The sequence below is a fragment of the Streptoalloteichus hindustanus genome (assembly GCF_900129375.1).
Taxonomy (GTDB): domain Bacteria; phylum Actinomycetota; class Actinomycetes; order Mycobacteriales; family Pseudonocardiaceae; genus Streptoalloteichus; species Streptoalloteichus hindustanus.
Genome location: NZ_FQVN01000006.1, coordinates 522,778 through 540,177, shown reverse-complemented (window position 1 = coordinate 540,177; position 17,400 = coordinate 522,778). Strand labels below are relative to the sequence as shown.

At 74.5% G+C, this 17,400-nt stretch carries 14 protein-coding genes; 5 read left to right on the top strand and 9 right to left on the bottom strand.

Translation table 11 applies throughout. The annotated features are described in order from the left end of the window. The first annotated feature begins 79 nt into the window (after positions 1-79). From BUE43_RS21290 to BUE43_RS21280, 3 genes are read left to right on the top strand one after another with little or no spacing between them, the layout of a single operon-like run. Positions 80-682 carry a GNAT family N-acetyltransferase gene (locus tag BUE43_RS21290; protein WP_234995822.1) on the top strand — a complete coding sequence of 201 codons (603 nt, stop codon included), beginning with the start codon at positions 80-82 and terminating at the stop codon, positions 680-682. Continuing rightward, positions 679-2,019, top strand: a complete 1,341-nt coding sequence (locus BUE43_RS21285; RefSeq protein ID WP_073485862.1) for a lysine N(6)-hydroxylase/L-ornithine N(5)-oxygenase family protein — start codon at positions 679-681, stop codon at positions 2,017-2,019. Before BUE43_RS21290 ends, BUE43_RS21285 begins: the two co-directional genes overlap by 4 nt. Beyond that, positions 2,016-3,803, top strand: a complete 1,788-nt coding sequence (locus tag BUE43_RS21280; RefSeq protein WP_073485860.1) for an IucA/IucC family protein — start codon at positions 2,016-2,018, stop codon at positions 3,801-3,803. The genes BUE43_RS21285 and BUE43_RS21280 overlap by 4 nt, the downstream gene beginning before the upstream one ends. 131 nt (positions 3,804-3,934) lie before the next feature. Here BUE43_RS21280 and BUE43_RS21275 read toward each other — a convergent pair whose 3' ends face one another. After that, positions 3,935-4,657 (bottom strand): DUF899 family protein, encoded by a 723-nt coding sequence (locus BUE43_RS21275; protein WP_143174279.1) that lies wholly within the window; start codon positions 4,655-4,657, stop codon positions 3,935-3,937. An 89-nt stretch (positions 4,658-4,746) separates the two neighbouring features. Next, positions 4,747-6,066, bottom strand: a complete 1,320-nt coding sequence (locus BUE43_RS21270; RefSeq protein WP_073486201.1) for a replication-associated recombination protein A — start codon at positions 6,064-6,066, stop codon at positions 4,747-4,749. A 184-nt stretch (positions 6,067-6,250) separates the two neighbouring features. On the opposite strand from BUE43_RS21270, the gene BUE43_RS21265 reads away from it, so the two are divergent. Together BUE43_RS21265 and BUE43_RS21260 are read left to right on the top strand one after the other, a co-directional pair. Beyond that, positions 6,251-7,003, top strand: coding sequence for a uridine kinase family protein (locus BUE43_RS21265; protein WP_234995821.1), 753 nt, complete (start codon positions 6,251-6,253; stop codon positions 7,001-7,003). Positions 7,004-7,049: 46 nt separating this feature from the next. Continuing rightward, positions 7,050-8,684, top strand: coding sequence for an alkaline phosphatase D family protein (locus BUE43_RS21260; RefSeq protein WP_073485856.1), 1,635 nt, complete (start codon positions 7,050-7,052; stop codon positions 8,682-8,684). Positions 8,685-8,756: 72 nt separating this feature from the next. On the opposite strand, the gene BUE43_RS21255 is transcribed toward BUE43_RS21260, so the two are convergent. The 7 genes from BUE43_RS21255 to aspS form a co-directional block, all read right to left on the bottom strand. Continuing rightward, positions 8,757-10,250 (bottom strand): SulP family inorganic anion transporter, encoded by a 1,494-nt coding sequence (locus BUE43_RS21255; protein ID WP_083959969.1) that lies wholly within the window; start codon positions 10,248-10,250, stop codon positions 8,757-8,759. A gap of 14 nt (positions 10,251-10,264) precedes the next feature. After that, positions 10,265-10,864: a carbonic anhydrase gene (locus BUE43_RS21250; protein WP_073485854.1), complete on the bottom strand. Its 600-nt coding sequence runs from the start codon at positions 10,862-10,864 to the stop codon at positions 10,265-10,267. A gap of 466 nt (positions 10,865-11,330) precedes the next feature. After that, positions 11,331-11,681 carry a hypothetical protein gene (locus BUE43_RS21245; RefSeq protein ID WP_143174278.1) on the bottom strand — a complete coding sequence of 117 codons (351 nt, stop codon included), beginning with the start codon at positions 11,679-11,681 and terminating at the stop codon, positions 11,331-11,333. A 176-nt stretch (positions 11,682-11,857) separates the two neighbouring features. Beyond that, on the bottom strand, positions 11,858-12,661 hold the full coding sequence (locus BUE43_RS21240; protein WP_200797612.1) for an SGNH/GDSL hydrolase family protein: 804 nt from the start codon (positions 12,659-12,661) through the stop codon (positions 11,858-11,860). A gap of 79 nt (positions 12,662-12,740) precedes the next feature. After that, positions 12,741-14,045 (bottom strand): phosphotransferase family protein, encoded by a 1,305-nt coding sequence (locus BUE43_RS35260; protein ID WP_073485850.1) that lies wholly within the window; start codon positions 14,043-14,045, stop codon positions 12,741-12,743. 196 nt (positions 14,046-14,241) lie between these two features. Further along, positions 14,242-15,228, bottom strand: a complete 987-nt coding sequence (locus tag BUE43_RS21230; RefSeq protein WP_073485848.1) for a DUF389 domain-containing protein — start codon at positions 15,226-15,228, stop codon at positions 14,242-14,244. 7 nt (positions 15,229-15,235) lie between these two features. Further along, entirely contained in the window at positions 15,236-17,026 is a 1,791-nt protein-coding gene (aspS, locus tag BUE43_RS21225) for an aspartate--tRNA ligase (protein ID WP_073485847.1), read from the bottom strand. Positions 17,027-17,400 lie beyond the last annotated feature (374 nt).

Below are 17,400 nucleotides of genomic sequence, written 5' to 3'. Positions count from 1 at the left end.
CGTGGACGACGAGACCCGACCGAGCGCCCGACCGAGCCCTCCCACAAGCCGCACAAGCGAAACGAGCCGAACGAGCCGCGTGTCCACTGTGGACAGTCGGCCGGCGGGAGGGGAGGCGGACCCGGCGCCGCCCGGCCCGCCGCTGCCCCGGCTGGCCCCGCCGTGGTCGGCGCGCGCGGCGCGCCCCGAGGGCGGCGACCTGGAGCTGGTGCACCGCTGGATGCTCGCGCCGCACGTGGCGGCGTTCTGGCAGCAGGCGTGGCCCCTGCCCCGGTGGGCGGCGGAGCTGGCCGGCCAGCTCGCCGGCGTCCACTCGCTGCCGTGCCTGGTCTCGCTCGACGACGACCCGGTGGCCTACCTGGAGGTCTACCGGGTGGCCATGGACCAGCTCGCCGGCCGCTACCCGCACCGCCCGCACGACCTGGGCGTGCACGTGGCCGTCGGCGAGCTGGGCCGGACCGGCCGCGGCCTCGGGCGGGCCCTGCTGCGGGAGGTCGCCCAGGGCCTGCTCGCCGCCGACCCGGCGTGCGCCAGGGTCGTGGCCGAGCCCGACGTGGGCAACGGCCCGTCGATCAGGGCCTTCCTGGCCGCCGGCTTCGTCGCCGTCGGCGAGGTCCGGCTGCCGGACAAGACCGCCGTGCTGCTCGTGTACCCCCGCACCGAGGAGGACCTGCCGCGTTGAGCACCCGACCCGAGACCGAACCCGTCCCGACGACCGAGCACGACGTGGTGGCCGTCGGCTGCGGCCCGTGCAATCTGGGGCTGGCCGCCCTGGCGTCCACTGTGGACGACCTCGACCTGGTGGTGCTGGAGGCGCGGCCCGAGCTGCACTGGCACCGCGGGATGATGTTCGACGACGCCTCGCTCCAGGTGAACTTCCTGGCCGACCTGGTCACCCTGGTCGCGCCGACGCACCCGCTGTCGTTCCTGGCCTACCTGCACGACCAGGACCGGCTGTACCCGTTCACCATCCGCCAGGACTTCCACCCGACCCGGCGCGAGTACGAGGACTACCTGCGCTGGGCGGCGGCCCGGCTGCCCTCGGTGCGGTTCTCGCACCGGGTGGAGGGCGTGCGGTGGTGCGCCGAGTCCCAGCGGTTCAGCGTGCACGTGGTGCGGGGCGACGGCGCGCGCCTGCGCATGCTGGCCGACAACCTCGTGCTGGGGGTGGGCACCGAGCCGTTCGTGCCGACCGCGCTGGCCGACCTGCCCGGCGGGCGCCTCACGCACACCGCCGACTACCTGAACCGACTGTCCGATGTGGACGAAGCACGGCACGTGACGGTGATCGGCTCCGGCCAGTCCGGGGCCGAGGTCGTGGTGGACCTGTTGCGCCGCAACCTCTCCGGCGGGCCGGCGGTGAGCTGGCTGACCAGGACGCCGTCCTTCGCGCCGCTGGACTACACGAAGCTGGTGCTGGAGATGACCACACCGGCCTACATGCGGTACTTCCACGCGCTGCCGCAGGAGCGCAGGGACCAGCTCACCGCCGAGCAGTGGCAGTTCTACAAGGGGATCTCGACCGCGACCCTGGACGAGATTCACGAGCTGCTCTACCGCAGGGAGCTGGAGCACGGGCTCGCCGACGTGGAGCTGCGGTGCGGGGTCGCGGTGGAGGCGTCGGCGACCGACGCGCACGGCCGTCCCGTGCTCACCTGCCGGCACCGGGACACCGGGCGCCTCTTCGAGCACCGCACCGACCTCGTGGTCGCGGCCACCGGCTACGCGCCGCGCCGCCCGACCTTCCTGGCCCCGGTCGAGCACCTGGTCCGGCGGGACGACCGGGGCCGCCCCCTGGTCCGGCTGGACCACTCGCTCGACCTGGCCGACGAGGCCGCCGGCCGGCGGATCTTCGTGGCCAACGCCGAGCTGCACAGCCACGGCGTCGCCACACCCAACCTGGACGTCGGCGCGGTGCGCAACGCCACGATCCTCAACGCCGTGACCGGCAGGGAGGCCTACCGCCTGCCGAAGCGGACCGCGTTCACGACCTTCGCGGCCCCGGGAGGCGACCGGTGAGCGCGGAGCGGTGGCGGGAGGCGTCGCGGGCGTTGTTGGCCAAGGCGATCGGGGAGCTGTCCTTCGAGGCGATGCTCGACCCCGAGCCCCTCGGCCAGGACCGGTACGCGCTGCGCCTGCCACGAGCCACCTACACCTTCCGCGCGCGGCGCACGGCGTTCGGCGGGTGGCTCGTGGAGCCGGGATCGGCGCGCAGGAGCGCGGCGGGCATCCTCGGCGACGACGTCGGCCAGGCCGCCGAGGACGTGCAGCAGTTCCTGGTCGACGCCGCCCCGACGGTCGGGGTCGCGCCGGTGACGCTCGCCGGCTACCTCAACGAGGTGACGGCCACCCTGACCGCCGACGTCGCCGCGGCGGCCACCGCGCTGCCGGCCGGGGAGCTGGCCGAGCTCGGGCACGCGGAGCTGGAGGGCCACCTCACCGGGCACCCGTGGCTGGTCGCCAACAAGGGGCGGGTGGGATTCTCGGCGGCCGACCTCGCGGCGTACGCGCCCGAGTCGCGCCGGCCGCTGCGGCTGCCCTGGCTCGCCGTGCACCGGGGGCTGGCCGAGTTCCGCGGCACGCCCGAGCTGTCCGAGCGGGGCGTGCGGGAGCGGGAGCTGGACGCGGCGACCACCGAGGCGTTCCGGAAGGCGCTCAGGGGGCGGGGACTGGACCCGGACGCCTACGTCTGGCTGCCCGCGCACCCGTGGCAGGTCGACCACGTGGTGCGCACGCTGTGGGCGCCGGAGCTGGCCGCGGGCCGGATCGTGGAGCTGGGCGAGGCGCCGGACCGCTACCTGCCGACCCAGTCCGTCCGCACCATGTCCAACGTGGACGATCCGTCCCGGTTCCAGGTCAAGCTGCCCCTGCGCGTGCTCAACACCGCCGTGTGGCGCGGGATTCCGCCGCACTGCACGCTGGCCGCGCCGGTGGTCACCCAGTGGCTCAAGGGGATCTGGCGCGCCGACAAGGCGATCGCGGAGTGGGGCACCGTCCTGCTCGGCGAGGTGGCCTCGGTGACCGTGCGCCACCCCCAACTGTCCACTGTGGAGGGTGTGCCCTACACCTGGCTGGAGACGCTGGGCTGCATCTGGCGGGAGCCGGTGGAACCGGAGCTCGCCCCGGACGAGCGGGCCTGGCCGCTGGCGGCCGTCCTGCACGTCGACCCGGCCGGCCGGCCGCTGGTGGGCGAGTACGTCGCCAGGGCGGGCGGCGACGCCGAGGCGTGGTTCGGCGCCCTCCTCCGGGCGCTGCTCCGACCGCTGCTGCACGTCCTCTACCGCTACGGGATCACGGTGAACCCGCACGGCGAGAACGTCCTCGTGATCGTGGGCGGGGACGGGCTGCCCCGGCGCGCGGTGCTCAAGGACCTCGTCGACGACGTCAACGTCTCGGCGGAGCCGGTGGCCGAGCGGGGGCCGGAGCCGGACTCCCACGACCGGGTGCTGCCCCGCAAGCCATGGCGGGTCCTGCGGCAGTACCTGGTGGACGCCCTGCTCGTAGGCGTGTTCCGCCCGCTGGCGGTGCTGCTGGCCGACCACCACGGGCTGCGCGAGGAGCGGCTGTGGGGCCTGGTGCGGGGCGAGGTGGAGTCCTACCGCCGCCGGCACCCCGACCTGGCCGGCCGGATGGCCGAGGGCGACCTGCTCTCCCCCACCTTCGCCCGGTACCCGCTCAACGGCGACCGCCTCGTCCAGACCGGGTACACCGAGCTGGCGCACCGGCACGCGATCGCGCCCCGGGGGGAGGTGCCCAACCCGCTGCACACCGTCGCCGCGCTGCCGCCCGCCGACGGCTGGTGATCCCACCAAGCCGGGTCGGAGCGCGGTCCGCGCTCCGCGCTCCGACCCGGGCTCGACGGCCCCGCGACGGCACGGCCCAACGACGAGTCAGTGACGGCTCAGTGACGGCTCCGGGATGGCTCCGGGACGGCTCAGCGACGCGGCAGGGGGCGGTCCTGACGCGTGGGACGCCAGGCGGCCCGGCCCTCGGGCAGCAGGTCGAGCAGGCCCCACGCGGCGCAGAGGAAGTCGAGCGAGCCGGCGTCGGTGGCGCCCCCGGCGGGGGTTGGGGTCGGCGCGCCCTCGGTGGCCTGCCAGTGCAGGCGGACCCGGCCGTCGTCGCCCCAGTGGAAGACGGTCACCGCCGACATGAGGCCGCCGGACCCGGTTCCGGCCCCGGCCCCCGCGCCGGCGCGCAGGCCGAGCCGGTCGACGAGGTCGCTGGGCTGGCTGGAGACCACCGGGACCCAGCTCCAGCCCCGGCGGGCGACGACGGCGGCCAGTTGGCCGGGGCTCGCCGGGGCCAACACGGCCACGCCGGCGCGCTCGGCCAGGTGCGGCGTCAGGGCGTCCAGGCCGTCCACCCACATCGCGGACGCCGGGCAGGGCCGCTCCCAGCCCTCGTCGAAGCGCAGGCCGTAGGTCACCAGGCTGCGGTGCGGGCCGAAGAGCCCGCCCAGGGTCACCGGCTTGCCGCCGGCCATGGTCAGCGGCGTCCCGGGGTCGACCTCGGGGCCGGGCGGCAGGGCCCCGCGCAGGGCCGCCACCCGCTCCGCCGCCGCGCGGAGCTGTCGTTCGGCGGCCGCGAGCTCGGCCCGCGCTGTCCGGTAGTCGGCGCTCGCCGACATGTGCGCCGACATGTGCACTGTGTCCACGGCTCGGGGACGCTACCGCCGCGCGCCGGGTTCCCCTCTTCGCGTGGTCCGAGAACCCGCGCGCGACCCGACCGAACCCGTGCCGCGGCCTACGCGGAGCCCTCGCCCCGGACCATCCGGCGAAGCTTGGGCACGCGGTCGGCGAGAACGCGTTCCGCGCCGCGCGCCGTCGGCTGGTAGTAGTCCCGGCCGACGAGGCCGTCCGGCGCGTACTGCTGGGCCAGCACGCCCTCGGGCACGTTGTGCGGGTAGCGGTACCCCTGGGCGTTGCCCAGCTTGTTCGCGCCCGCGTAGTGGCCGTCCCGCAGGTGCGGCGGGACGGTGCCGGCCTCGCCCTTGCGGACGTCGCCGATCGCGCTGTCGATCGCGGTGATCACCGCGTTCGACTTCGGCGCGGTGGCGAGGTGGATGGTGGCCTGGGCCAGCGCGAGCCGGCCCTCGGGCAGGCCGACGAGCTGCACGGCCTGCGCCGCCGCGACCGCGGTCTGCAACGCCGTCGGGTCGGCCATGCCGACGTCCTCGCTGGCGTGGACGATCAGGCGACGCGCGATGAACCGGGGGTCCTCCCCCGCCTCGACCATGCGGGCCAGGTAGTGCAACGCCGCGTCGACGTCGGAGCCCCGGATGGCCTTGATGAACGCGCTGGTGACGTCGTAGTGCTGGTCGCCGGAGCGGTCGTAGCGCACGGCCGCCCTGTCGACGGTGGCCTCCAGCGTGGGCAGGTCGATCACGCCCGCCTCGGTGGACGCCGCCGCGTCCGCAGCGGCCTCCAGGGCGGTGAGGGCGCGCCGCGCGTCCCCACCCGCCAGCCGCACGAGGTGGTCCTCGGCGTCCGGCTCCAGGGTGAGCGCGCCGCCCAGCCCCCGGTCGTCGGTCAGCGCGCGGCGCACGAGCGCGCGCACGTCGTCGTCGGTGAGCGAGCGGAGCTGCAGCACCAGCGACCGGGACAGCAGCGGCGAGACGACCGAGAAGAAGGGGTTCTCGGTGGTGGCGGCGACGAGCAGCACCACCCGGTCCTCCACCGCGCCGAGCAGGGCGTCCTGCTGGGTGCGGGAGAAGCGGTGGACCTCGTCGATGAACAGCACGGTGGCCTCGCCGGAGCGGACGAGCCGGCGGCGGGCCTCCTCGATGACCCCGCGGACCTCCTTCACGCCGGCGGTCAACGCCGAGAGGGCCACGAAGCGGCGGCCGGTGGCCCGGGAGACCAACGTCGCCAGGGTGGTCTTGCCGGTGCCCGGCGGCCCGTAGAGCAGCACCGAGGCGGGCGCGGCGCCCTCGACCAGCCGGCGCAGCGGAGCGCCGGGCCCGAGCAGGTGCTGCTGCCCGACCACCTCGTCCAGCGAGCGCGGGCGCATGCGCACGGCCAGCGGCGCGTTGGCCGCCACCCGCTCGCTGGCGGAACCGGTCATCCCGAGTCCGACGGCCGGCCCGGGGGCGTCGGCAGCCGGCCCGGACGTGGGGCCGTCGACGTCGAAAAGCCCCTCGTCGAACAGCGCGTCGTCCACGTTCCCGACGCTACCGGCCGACCCCGACCGACCGCGGACCCGACCGGGGTTTGGGCAGTATCACCCGAACGTGCGACACTCGTTTCCCGTGCCGTCACCCGCCGTCAACGCCAGGGTCGTCCTGCTCGCCGGCCCCTCCGGTTCCGGGAAGTCCACCCTCGCCAGCCGACTGGGCTGGCCCGTGCTGCGCCTGGACGACTTCTACCGCGACGGCGACGACCCGCTGCTGCCCAGGGACGCCGAGGGCCGGGTGGACTGGGACGACCCCGACGCGTGGAGCGTGGACGACGCGTTCGCGGCGATCGCCGAGCTGTGCGCGAGCGGCGCGGTGGACGCGCCGGTCTACGAGATCGGCGAGGACCGCAGGGTCGCCACCCGGGAGCTGCGCCTCGACGGCGCGCCGGTGTTCTTCGCCGAGGGGCTGTTCGCCGACCGGCTGGTCGGGCGGTGCCGGGAGGCGGGCCTGCTCGCCGACGCCGTGGTGCTGGCGCCCCGCGCGAGCGTGACGTTCGTGCGGCGGTTCGTGCGGGACGTGTCCGAGGCCCGCAAGCCGGTCCCGGTGCTGCTGCGGCGGGGCCTGCGGCTGTGGCGGGAGCACATGAGCGTGGTGGAGCGGTGCGTGCGCGCCGGGATGCGGCGGTGCGTGCCGCACGACGTCGCGTCCGAGCTGGTGGAGCTGCGGACCGAACTGACGGCGGCGCCCCAACCGGCCCAGCCGGCCAACCCGGTCGACCTGCGCGAACCCGCCGGCCCGGCCGGGATGGCGTCCGCCGCGCTGGAGCCGGGCGTCAGCGGCCGGAACGCCGCTGGGCCGATCGGTGATCGTCTGGTGAACAGCTGATCCGAACCCTTCTCACATCCGCTCTGTTACTGCACAGTAACCGAATGTGAGCAGCAGTTCGTGGGACCGGCGCACCCTGTTACGCGCCACCGGAGCCGCCGCGTTGGGCGTCGCCGCGGCCACCTCCCTCCCCTCCGGCGCCCACGCCGCGGCGGACGCGGCCACCTCCTTCCAGCACGGCGTGGCCTCCGGCGACCCCCTGCCGGACGGTGTGCTGCTGTGGACCCGGATCACCCCGACCGCCGACGCCGTCCCCGGCTCGGGCGCCGGCCCCGAGGTCGAGGTGCGCTGGGAGGTCGCCGCCGACGCCTCCTTCGGGGCGGTGGTCGCCTCGGGCGTCGTGCGCACCGGCCCGGACCGCGACCACACCGTCAAGGTCGACGTGACCGGCCTGTCGCCGGCCACCCGCTACGCCTACCGCTTCCGGCACGGCGGCCAGCTCTCGCCCGTGGGCCACACCCGGACCGCGCCGGCCCCCGACGCACCCGTGGCCCGGCTGCGCTTCGGCGTCGTCTCGTGCGCCAACTGGCAGGCCGGGCACTTCGCCGCCTACCGCTACCTGGCCGAGCGCGGCGACCTCGACGCCGTGCTGCACCTGGGCGACTACCTCTACGAGTACGGGCCGGGCGGCTTCCCCCTCGGCCACTCGGTCCGACCGCACGACCCGCCCCGGGAGGCGCTCACCCTCGCCGACTACCGCCGGCGGCACGCCCAGTACAAGACGGACCCGCACCTCCAGCGGCTGCACGCCGCCCACCCGTTCGTCGTGACCTGGGACGACCACGAGGTGGCCAACGACGCGTGGTCGGACGGCGCGCAGAACCACACCCCGGACACCGAGGGCGACTACGCGGCGCGCAAGGCCGCGGCGCACCGCGCGTACTTCGAGTGGATGCCCGTGCGCAACGCCGGGGACCGGATCTACCGGCGCCTGCGGTTCGGGCGGCTGGCCGAGCTGTCCCTGCTCGACCTGCGGAGCTACCGCTCGCGGCAGGCGAAGCCGCTCGACGGCGCGGTGGACGACCCGGACCGGACGATCACCGGCCGGGAGCAGATGCGCTGGCTGGTCGACGGCCTGGTCGACTCGACGGCCCAGTGGAAGCTCGTCGGCACGTCGGTGATGGTCTCCCCGGTGCTCCTGCCGCCGCTGCCCGCCGACCTGACCGGGCCGGTGGCCGAGCTGCTCGGGCTGCCCCGCGAGGGTGGCGCGGTGCTCACGGACCAGTGGGACGGCTACGCGGCCGACCGCCGCACCCTGCTGCGCGCGCTGGCCGACAACCACGTGCGCGACACGGTGTTCCTCACCGGCGACATCCACTCGTCCTGGGCGGCGGACGTGCCGCTGGACGCCGGGACGTACCCGTTGAGCCCGTCGGTGGCCGCCGAGTTCGTGTGCACGTCGGTCACCTCGGACAACATCGACGACCTGCTCCGCGTCCCGCCGCGCACCGCGTCGATCCCGGTCGAGGCCGGGCTCATGGCGCTCAACCGGCACCTCCGGTGGGTGGAGCTGGACTCGCACGGCCCGTCGGTGCTGGAGGTGACCCCGGCCGGGGCGCAGATGGACTGGTACTACCTCGCCGACCGGACGGAGGCGGACTCCGGCGTGACCTACGCCCGGTCGTACCGCGTCCGCGCGGGAACGCACCGCGTGCGGCGGAGCTGGATCCCGATCGACTGACCCCGCACGCCGCACTCTCAGCGACCGCAGTGCCGCGGGGGTGGGGAACGGTGGTTCCCCACCCCCGTGGCGCTAGGCGACAGCTTCGGCCGGCAGGGACACCCGCACGTCGCTGTCGGTGCGCCGGCGTTGCGCGGCCCAGTTCTCCACCGCCTGGTGGCAGGCCCGGTCCAGGTGCCGCACGCCGGAGAGGTCGAGCCGGACCCGGTCGGCCGACGGGACCTCGTGCAGGGCGGCGAGCAGCCGGGGCAGGCGGACGAAGGTGGCGTTGCCGCTGAGCCGGACGACGAGGTCGTCGTCGTCCTGCTGCCAGGTGACGTGGAAGTGGGAGACGTCCCACGCCGCCTTGGCGATGGCCGCCGCCAACCCGACGAGCACCCCGACCAGCAGGTCCACCGCGGCGATCGCGCCGGCGGTGAGGACGACGATGCTGGCCTCGACGCGGTGGGCGCGGGCCAGCGCCACGAGCTGACGCAGGTCGAGCAGCTTCCACCCCGCGTGCAGCAGCAGCGCGGCCAACGTGGTCAGCGGGACCAGCGCGAGCAGGTTCGGCAACCACACCGCGAACAGCAGCAGCCACGCGCCGTGCAACACGCGGGACGCCTTGGTGCGGGCGCCGGCCTGCACGTTCGCCGCGCTGCGCACGATCACCGCCGTCAGCGGCAGCCCGCCGAGCACGCCGGCGGCCGTGTTGCCGACCCCCTGGGCGACCAGTTCGGTGTTGTAGCTGGTCGGCTGGCCGGTGTGCATCCGGTCCACGGCGGCGGCGCTGAACAGGCTCTCCGCCGAGGCGACCAGGGCGAAGGTGACCGCCGTGCCGAGCACGGCCGGGTCGGCGAGCAGACCGAAGTCGTGCGGGCCCACCAGGTTGATCACCGAGCCCAGGCCGCCGACCTGGACGGTGGCCACCGGCAGCCCGAACACGGCCACCAGCGCCGAGGTCAGCACCACGGCGACCAGGGCTCCCGGCACCAGCCGCAGCCGGGCCGGGACCTTCTGCCAGAGCACCACGACGGCCACGGCCAGCACGCCGACGCCGAGGGTCGCCGCGATCCGCGGCTCGCCCAGCCGGGCGGCCAGACCGGGCAGGCCCAGCACCTTCTCCAGCGTCGTCCCGGGTTGGGCGGCGCCGAAGAGGGGGTAGGTCTGCCCCAGCAGGAGCACCAGGCCGATGCCGGCGAGCATGCCCTGCACCACCGACGGGGAGATCGCCTGGAACCAGCCGCCCAGCCGGGCCAACCCCATGCCGATCTGCAGCAGGCCGCTGGCCAGCACGATCACCCCGAGGGCCGGCAGGCCGTGCCGGGCGACGGCCTCGGCCACGAGCACGGTCAGGCCGGCGGCCGGGCCGCTGACCTGGAGGCTGCTGCCGGGCAGCAGGCCGACGACCAGGCCGCCGACGATGCCGGTCACGATCCCCAGTTCGGCGGGCGCGCCGGAGGCGACGGCCACGCCCACGCACAGCGGCACCGCGACCAGGAACACGACCAGGGAGGCGCCCAGGTCGGCGGTGGCGTCCCGCCGCCACCAGCGGGACAGGTGGTCGATCGTGTTGCCGAAGCTCATCTGGTTCTCCCTGGTCACAGTGGCTGCAGGGCCGGCTCGTCGGCGGGCGCGCAGGCCCAGACCGCGCCGGTGTCCAGTTCGTAGAACCAGCCGTGCAGGCGCAGCGCGCCGCGCTCCAGCCGGGTCCGGACGAACGGGTAGTCGGCCAGGGTGGCCAGCTGTTCGGTCAGGTGCCGTTGGGCCGCCGACCGGACGGCGGGGTCGTTCTCGGCCGGGAGCGCCGTGCCCGGCGCCGTGGTGAGGCGGAGCCAGTCCCGGACGGCGGGCAGCCGGTCCATCTGGTCGATCCGCTGCCGGGCCGCGACCGCGCCGCAGTGCGAGTGGCCGCACACGACGACGTCGGAGACGCCCAGCTCCTCCACCGCGAACTCGATCGTCGCGATCTCGCTGCTGGGCCGGTCCGCGCGGAAGGGCGGGACGATGTTGCCGGCGGTGCGCAGCTCGAAGAGCTGGCCGGGAGCCGCTCCCGTGATCAACGCCGGCACGATCCGGGAGTCGGAGCAGGTGATGAACAGGGCGACCGGGGACTGGCCGGCCGCGAGTCGGAGTCGCTGGGCGACGGGAATCCGCGTCTGGTGCGCGCGGGCGTTCTGGACGAGTTGCTCGAAATTCATCTCTTCGCCTCTGTGTCACTCGTTGTCCGATCGGGCCGAATGCCGAACAGCACGGGCAGCAGGGTTCGACCCGGTTTTCCAGCGGTGAACGCGGTGGCATGTGGGCGACGTCGACCACGCCCACGGGGAACCCGGGGCGCCGCGCCAGCGCGCCCGGGCCGTGCGGTGCGGATCTCCTGCCCGGCCGGTCGGAACCGGGGGCGGAAGTGGACCCCCTCACCGCACTTCGATCATCACCCTACCGGACATCTCGGGTGATTTGGAACATACCGTCCATTTTTCCCAAAGTGGGACAAACCGGACGACAGACGCGCCCCGGTCTGGTAGACACGAGGGAATGGCCGGCGTCGCCGAGGGCGGCCGGAACCCGCGCGAAAAGAGTGGAGCCGGCCGGGCGGCCGTGATCCACATCAAATTCTTCGAATGTTTCGCCGATGTTTCCGCCAAATGCCGCGGCGGTTGCCCGTCAGTTGCGGAACACCTGGAGCGCCACGACTGACCGCTCTTCGGGCCACCACTCGCCGAACACGTTTGACGCGGGAACCGTTCGCGTTTCCCGGCGACATCGGAACCACTCGTCGAGCGGGCGGACGGTCCGGTCCGAGCCGACTCCCGGCTCGCTCCGCGGGGTGACACGTCGATGCGCGACCCCGCGCTCGACGGGGACCTTGTTCCCCCGACCGGTCGGGTCGACCTCCGAGGCGACCCCGGAGCCAGCGGGTTCGGCGAGCGCCAGCGCCTCGACCGACACCCCGACCCCGAGCAGCGCGAGGACCAGCAGGCCCAGCACGACCGGCAGAGCCGACCGCCGCCTCATCCAGCCCACGCTGTCTCCCCCGCCGATCTCGGCCTCGACTACCCAAAGTAGCCGATCGATCGCCCGAACGGGCGCGAGCCGTGAGTCAGATCACGACTTTATGGGCGAAACGGACACGAACTGGTTTCACTTCTTCTCATCGCCGGGCACTCTCGGACTCGCCCTCCCCGTTCCGGTCACCACCCCAGGCGACGACGGAGGTCCTGGACGAACACGGACACCGCGTAGGGCACCAGGTCCTGCCCCCGCCGCCACAGCCACGGCACGCCCTTCACCACGAGCCACGCGGCGTGGTGCACCGGCGTCACCACGGCGCCCCCCGAACACCTGAGATCCACCGGTCGCGCGACGTGGCAGCCCGCCTCCAGGAGCCGCTCCGCGAAGCCGGCGGCGAGCAGGCGGTGCCCGCGCTCCGACGGGTGCAGGCGGTCGACGCTCCACGCGTCCCGCTCGTAGGCGCCCGGCAGCACGTGGAGGTCGAGACACCGCGCCCCGTGCCGGGCGACCACCCGGTCCGTGATCGCGTTCAGCTCGTCGATGCGCCGCATCAACGCGAGGTGCAGCGCGCGCGGAATGCGGAAGACGCGCCCGTGGTCGTGGTAGCGCGCGGTCACGACGGCGGTGCCCGCCGCCGTGAGCTGCCCGACGACGGCGTCGAGGTCGTCGTGCAACCGCACGGGGTCGAAGTCCGCGCGGAGGGTGTCGTTCATCCCCACCACCATGACCGCGGCCTCCGGGCGCGCGCGCAACGCCCGCGGGAGCTGCCGAGCGCGCACGCAGCCCATCCGCGCGCCGGTGAAGGAGAGGTTGACGAGCCTGGCGTCCAACGCGTCGGCGAGCAACGGGCCGAAGCCCCGCCACCCACCGCCGGGCAGGGGATCGCCCAGCCCGACGGTGGTCGAGTCGCCCAACGCCACCAACGTGCGCACCAGGGTGGCGGACGGCGCCGCCTCCCCTGCCCCTACCGGTTGTGCGGTCACCCGGCAACGATCACGCCTCGCGGTGAGGACCACGTGACACGACGGGGACGGGGCGACGAACTGTCGGTGCCCGCCCGGCTCAGCGGAACGCCGGGTACAGCGGCAGCTCCTGGTCCCCGAGCCCGAACCGGGTCCGCAGCGCGGCGGCGACCGCCTCGGCGTGGCCGGCGCTCTCCGCGCACACCGGCCGCAACTGGACGGCCAGCCGCTCCCACCGGTCCACCAGGGCGATCGACCGCCGCGGTGACGGCAGGTGCGCGTCCACCGGTCGGTCGGGCTCCTCGGCCCTCGGCAGGAACCACCAGGTCGACACCCACACCCACAGCAGCTGGGCGTCGAGCAGGCGCGGCAGCACCGCCTCCTCGGTCAGGTCCGGCCAGGCCACCCGCACCTCGGCCTGCCAGGCGGCCACCATCGCCTCGGCCATCCCCGGCGGCAACGCGAACACGCACCAGCAGGACGGGAACGGCACCCGCAGGTAGGCCGCGTCGAGCGCGATGTCCCGCACGCTGCCCCACTCGAAGTCCAGGAACCGCACGCCCCGGCTGGTCACCAGGTTGTTGTCCGGGCAGACGTCCGACGGGCTGAAGGCGCGGTAGCGGGTGACGCCGAGCAGCCGCGCGGTCCGCCGCGCCCGCTCCGCCACCCGCTCGGGCGTCGGCACGCCGAGCGCGCCCGCGAGCAGGTCCGGCAGCTCAGCCAACGCGACCCGCGCGTGCGCGGCGACCGGGTCGTCCGCCCCGGCCCGGCCGAGCCGACGGGCCAGCGCCTCGAAGTCGGCCTCCCGGCCGGCGGTCGTGGCGTGCAGCCGGCCCAGCGAGCGGGCCCACCCGATCAACGCGCGCTCCGCCGCCCTGGCGTCCCCGCCGAGCAGCTTGTCGGCCAGGGTCGGCGCCCGGCCCAGGTCCTCCAGCACCAGCAGGCGCTCGCCCGGGTCGTAGGCGACCAGCTCGGGACCGACCCGCTCCTCCACCGTCATCGAGGTGAAGAGCTGGCAGCTCGCGGCCTCGCGGGTGAACGCGTCCACGCCCACCCGCGCCAGGGCCTCCCGCGAGGCGCCGGCGGGCGAGCCCTGCGGAACGCCCGCGCGGCCCTCCGGCGGGAGCTCCTCGTGGTCGCACTGCCGCCCCCGGAGGGCGCCGCTGTTCCGGTAGTGCTTCACCACCAGGGTTCTGGGCAGGGAGAACGGGGTGGCCGCGACCTTGACCCGCGCCACCACCGACCGGCCGCTGCCGCCGAGGTCCTCCGGTTCGGCGAGCCGGACAGTCGCGCCGAACCGCCGGCTGAGCACGGCCTCGGCTGCCTTGACCGTCGCGGCCACCTCCGGACTGACCGGGTGCTCGTCGGCGATGTCCGGCGGTCCGGCGGTGATCTCCACACTCATCTCCTCCGACCCTACTCCCGATGTCGGCCCCCGGATCGTGACCCCGTGTCCCCGATCCGTTCCTCTCGGTCAACGAGCCCGCCCGCGTCACCGTGATGCGCGGACACCGACGGGCAGTCAGTGTGACCGCGCTCGGTTCCCACGCGGGCACACACAGGTAACGGTCGGGTGGGCGGACGGTTGCCCGTCGGACGGCCTAACCCTTGGCCAACGGGCGACCGTTGTCCTCCCGGCGGGCGGTCGCCCGCCCGCCGCGCGACCCGCGTCCCCCGACCGACGAGCCCGAGCGCCGCAGCACCAGGACCAGCCACGCCGCCAGGACGATGCCGACCATGTTGACCACGAGCTGCGCGAGCGACCGCCCGCAGAGGTCCCACCGGCCGAGCACGGCGGCCACCGCCGCGAACCCGGCCGCGGGCACGGTGGTGACGGAGATGAACACGCCGACGAGGGCGGCCGACTTCGCCGAGGTCATGGCGAGCATGCCGGCCGCGCCGGCCAGCATCGCCACGATGAGGGAGAACGGGCCGACCTGGAACACGAAGTCGACCTGCTGCGCGCCCTGGTCGAGCACGCCGGGGCCGAACAGCCCCACGCCCTCGGCCAGGACGGTCGCGGCCGCGGTGACCCCGGTGGCCAGCAGGAACCCCGCGACGAGCGCGAACGCCGCGCGCCGCACCAGGTCCCACCGCCGGCCGACCAGCCCGACCGCGACGGCCGCCAGCGGCCCGAACTCCGGGCCGACGACCATCGCGCCGACCACCGTGATCGCGGAGTTGGTCACCGCGCCCACGGCGGCCAGCAGGCAGGCGATGGTGAGGAACGCCTGGAAGGTGACGCTGAGCCGGGACTCCTCCCCGGTGCGGGCGATCAGCTCCTCCCACACCACCGCGTCGGCGCCCTCGCCCGGCGCGGCCTCCTCCGCCCGGTCGGCGGCGTCGGACAACGCGGTGTCGATGGTCTCCAGCGTGATGCCGCCGCTGTGGTCCACGCCGAGGCGGCACAGCTCGGACAGCACCTCGTCGGTCGCCTCGCGGGCGATCTCCGCCTCGACGACGTCGCCGACCGGGTCGAGCGCGGCGCCGCGCAGCAGCACCAGGTGCGTGGCTCCGGGCGCCGCGCGCAGCACCCGGAGCACGTCCTCGGTCCGCTCCGCGGGGCAGACCACCCTGAGGTGGAGCACGCCCCGACTACACCTGGTGCGTGGGCTGGGCGTGCTTGGGCAGCTCCAGCGGGGCCTGCGCAGTCGCCGGCTTGGCGTCCACCCCGGCCTCCTTGCGCTGCTGCTCCGTGATCGGCGCCGGCGCGCCGGTCAGCGGGTCGAAGCCACCGCCGGTCTTCGGGAACGCGATGACGTCCCGCAGCGAGTCGGCGCCGGCCAGCAGCATGCAGATCCGGTCCCAGCCGAAGGCGATGCCGCCGTGCGGCGGCGGGCCGTACTTGAAGGCGTCGAGCAGGAAGCCGAACTTGTCCTGCGCCTCCTGCTCACCGATGCCCAGCAGCGAGAACACCCGCTCCTGCACGTCGCCGCGGTGGATTCGGATCGAGCCGCCGCCGATCTCGTTGCCGTTGCAGACCAGGTCGTAGGCCCAGGCCAGCGCCTGGTCGGGCGCCTCCTCGAACCGGTCGACCCACTCCGAGGTCGGCGAGGTGAACGGGTGGTGCAGCGCGGTCCAGCCGCCCTCGTCGTCCGACTCGAACATCGGGAAGTCGACGACCCACACGAACGACCACGCGCTCTCGTCCACCAGGCCGCACCGCTGCGCGATCTCCAGCCGGGCCGCGCCGAGCAGCGCGCGGGCCTCCCTGGCCTCGCCGGCCGCGAAGAAGACGCAGTCGCCCGGCTGGGCGCCGGCCGCGGCGGCCAGCCCCTCCCGCTCGGCCTCGGACAGGTTCTTGGCCACCGGGCCGCCCAGCGTGCCGTCGGCGTTGACCAGCACGTAGGCCAGGCCCTTCGCACCGCGCTGCTTGGCCCACTCCTGCCAGGCGTCGAGCTGCTTGCGCGGCTGCCCCGCGCCGCCCGGCATGACCACGGCGCCCACGTAGGGGGCCTGGAAGACCCGGAACGGGGTGTTCCGGAAGTACTCGGTCAGCTCGGTCAGCTCCAGCTCGAACCGCAGGTCCGGCTTGTCCGAGCCGTACTTCGCCATCGCCTCGGCGTAGCTGATCCGCCGGATCGGGCCGGCGATCTCGTGGCCGGCCAGCTCCCGCCACAGCGCGCCGACGACGCGCTCGCCGAGCGCCATCACGTCGTCCTGCTCGACGAAGCTCATCTCGATGTCGAGCTGGGTGAACTCCGGCTGCCGGTCGGCGCGGAAGTCCTCGTCCCGGTAGCAGCGCGCGATCTGGTAGTAGCGCTCCATGCCGGCGACCATCAGGAGCTGCTTGAACAGCTGCGGCGACTGCGGCAGCGCGTACCAGCAGCCGGGCTGCAGGCGCGCCGGCACCAGGAAGTCGCGGGCGCCCTCCGGCGTGGAACGGGTCATCGTCGGGGTCTCCACCTCGACGAAGCCGTCCTCGTGCAGCACGTTGCGCGCGATGCGGTTGGCGTCGCTGCGCATCCGCAGCGCGCGGGACGGGCCGGAGCGGCGCAGGTCCAGGTAGCGGTGCCGGAGCCGCACCTCCTCACCCACGGTGAGGTGCTCGTCCAGCGGGAAGGGCAGCGGGGCCGCCTCGCTGAGCACGTCCAGCTCGGTGGCGGTCACCTCGACCTGCCCGGTGGCGATCTCCGGGTTCTCGTTGCCCTCCGGCCGGCCCGCCACGGTGCCGACGACCCGGACGCAGAACTCGGCGCGCAGCCGGTGCGCGCGCTCCGCCATCTCGCCCTCGCGGAACACCACCTGCACGACCCCGGACGCGTCGCGCAGATCGATGAAGATCACCCCACCGTGATCGCGGCGCCGGGCCACCCAGCCGGTGAGGGTGACGGTCTGCCCTGCGTGCTCGGCGCGGAGTGTTCCGGCCTCGTGCGTCCGCATCACGGGTGTCGATCTCCTTGGTTGGTGCCTGCGGTGTCGCGCGCGGACCGGGTCACGCGCGCGGTACGACTCGAAAAGGCTAACGAACGACGGTCGCCGACCGCCCAACAGGTTTCCGGCCCGACCTGGTCGGGGCCACCCACACCGGTCACGTCCGATCACGAGTGCGCAACAACGGGGTTGCAGGTGTAACGCCGACGCCGGGACCCGAGTTTCGGAATCGGTACCGTCAGCGTTGATGGGGCGTCCGGTGCGGGCGCCCTTGTTCGTGTCCTGACCCCGATCGTCCTGGAGGCTGCGATGTGGCAGTGGGTAGCGGTATCCGTCCTGGTCCTGGTCCTGGCAGTGCGCGTGGTCGTCGCGTTGCACGACCGCCC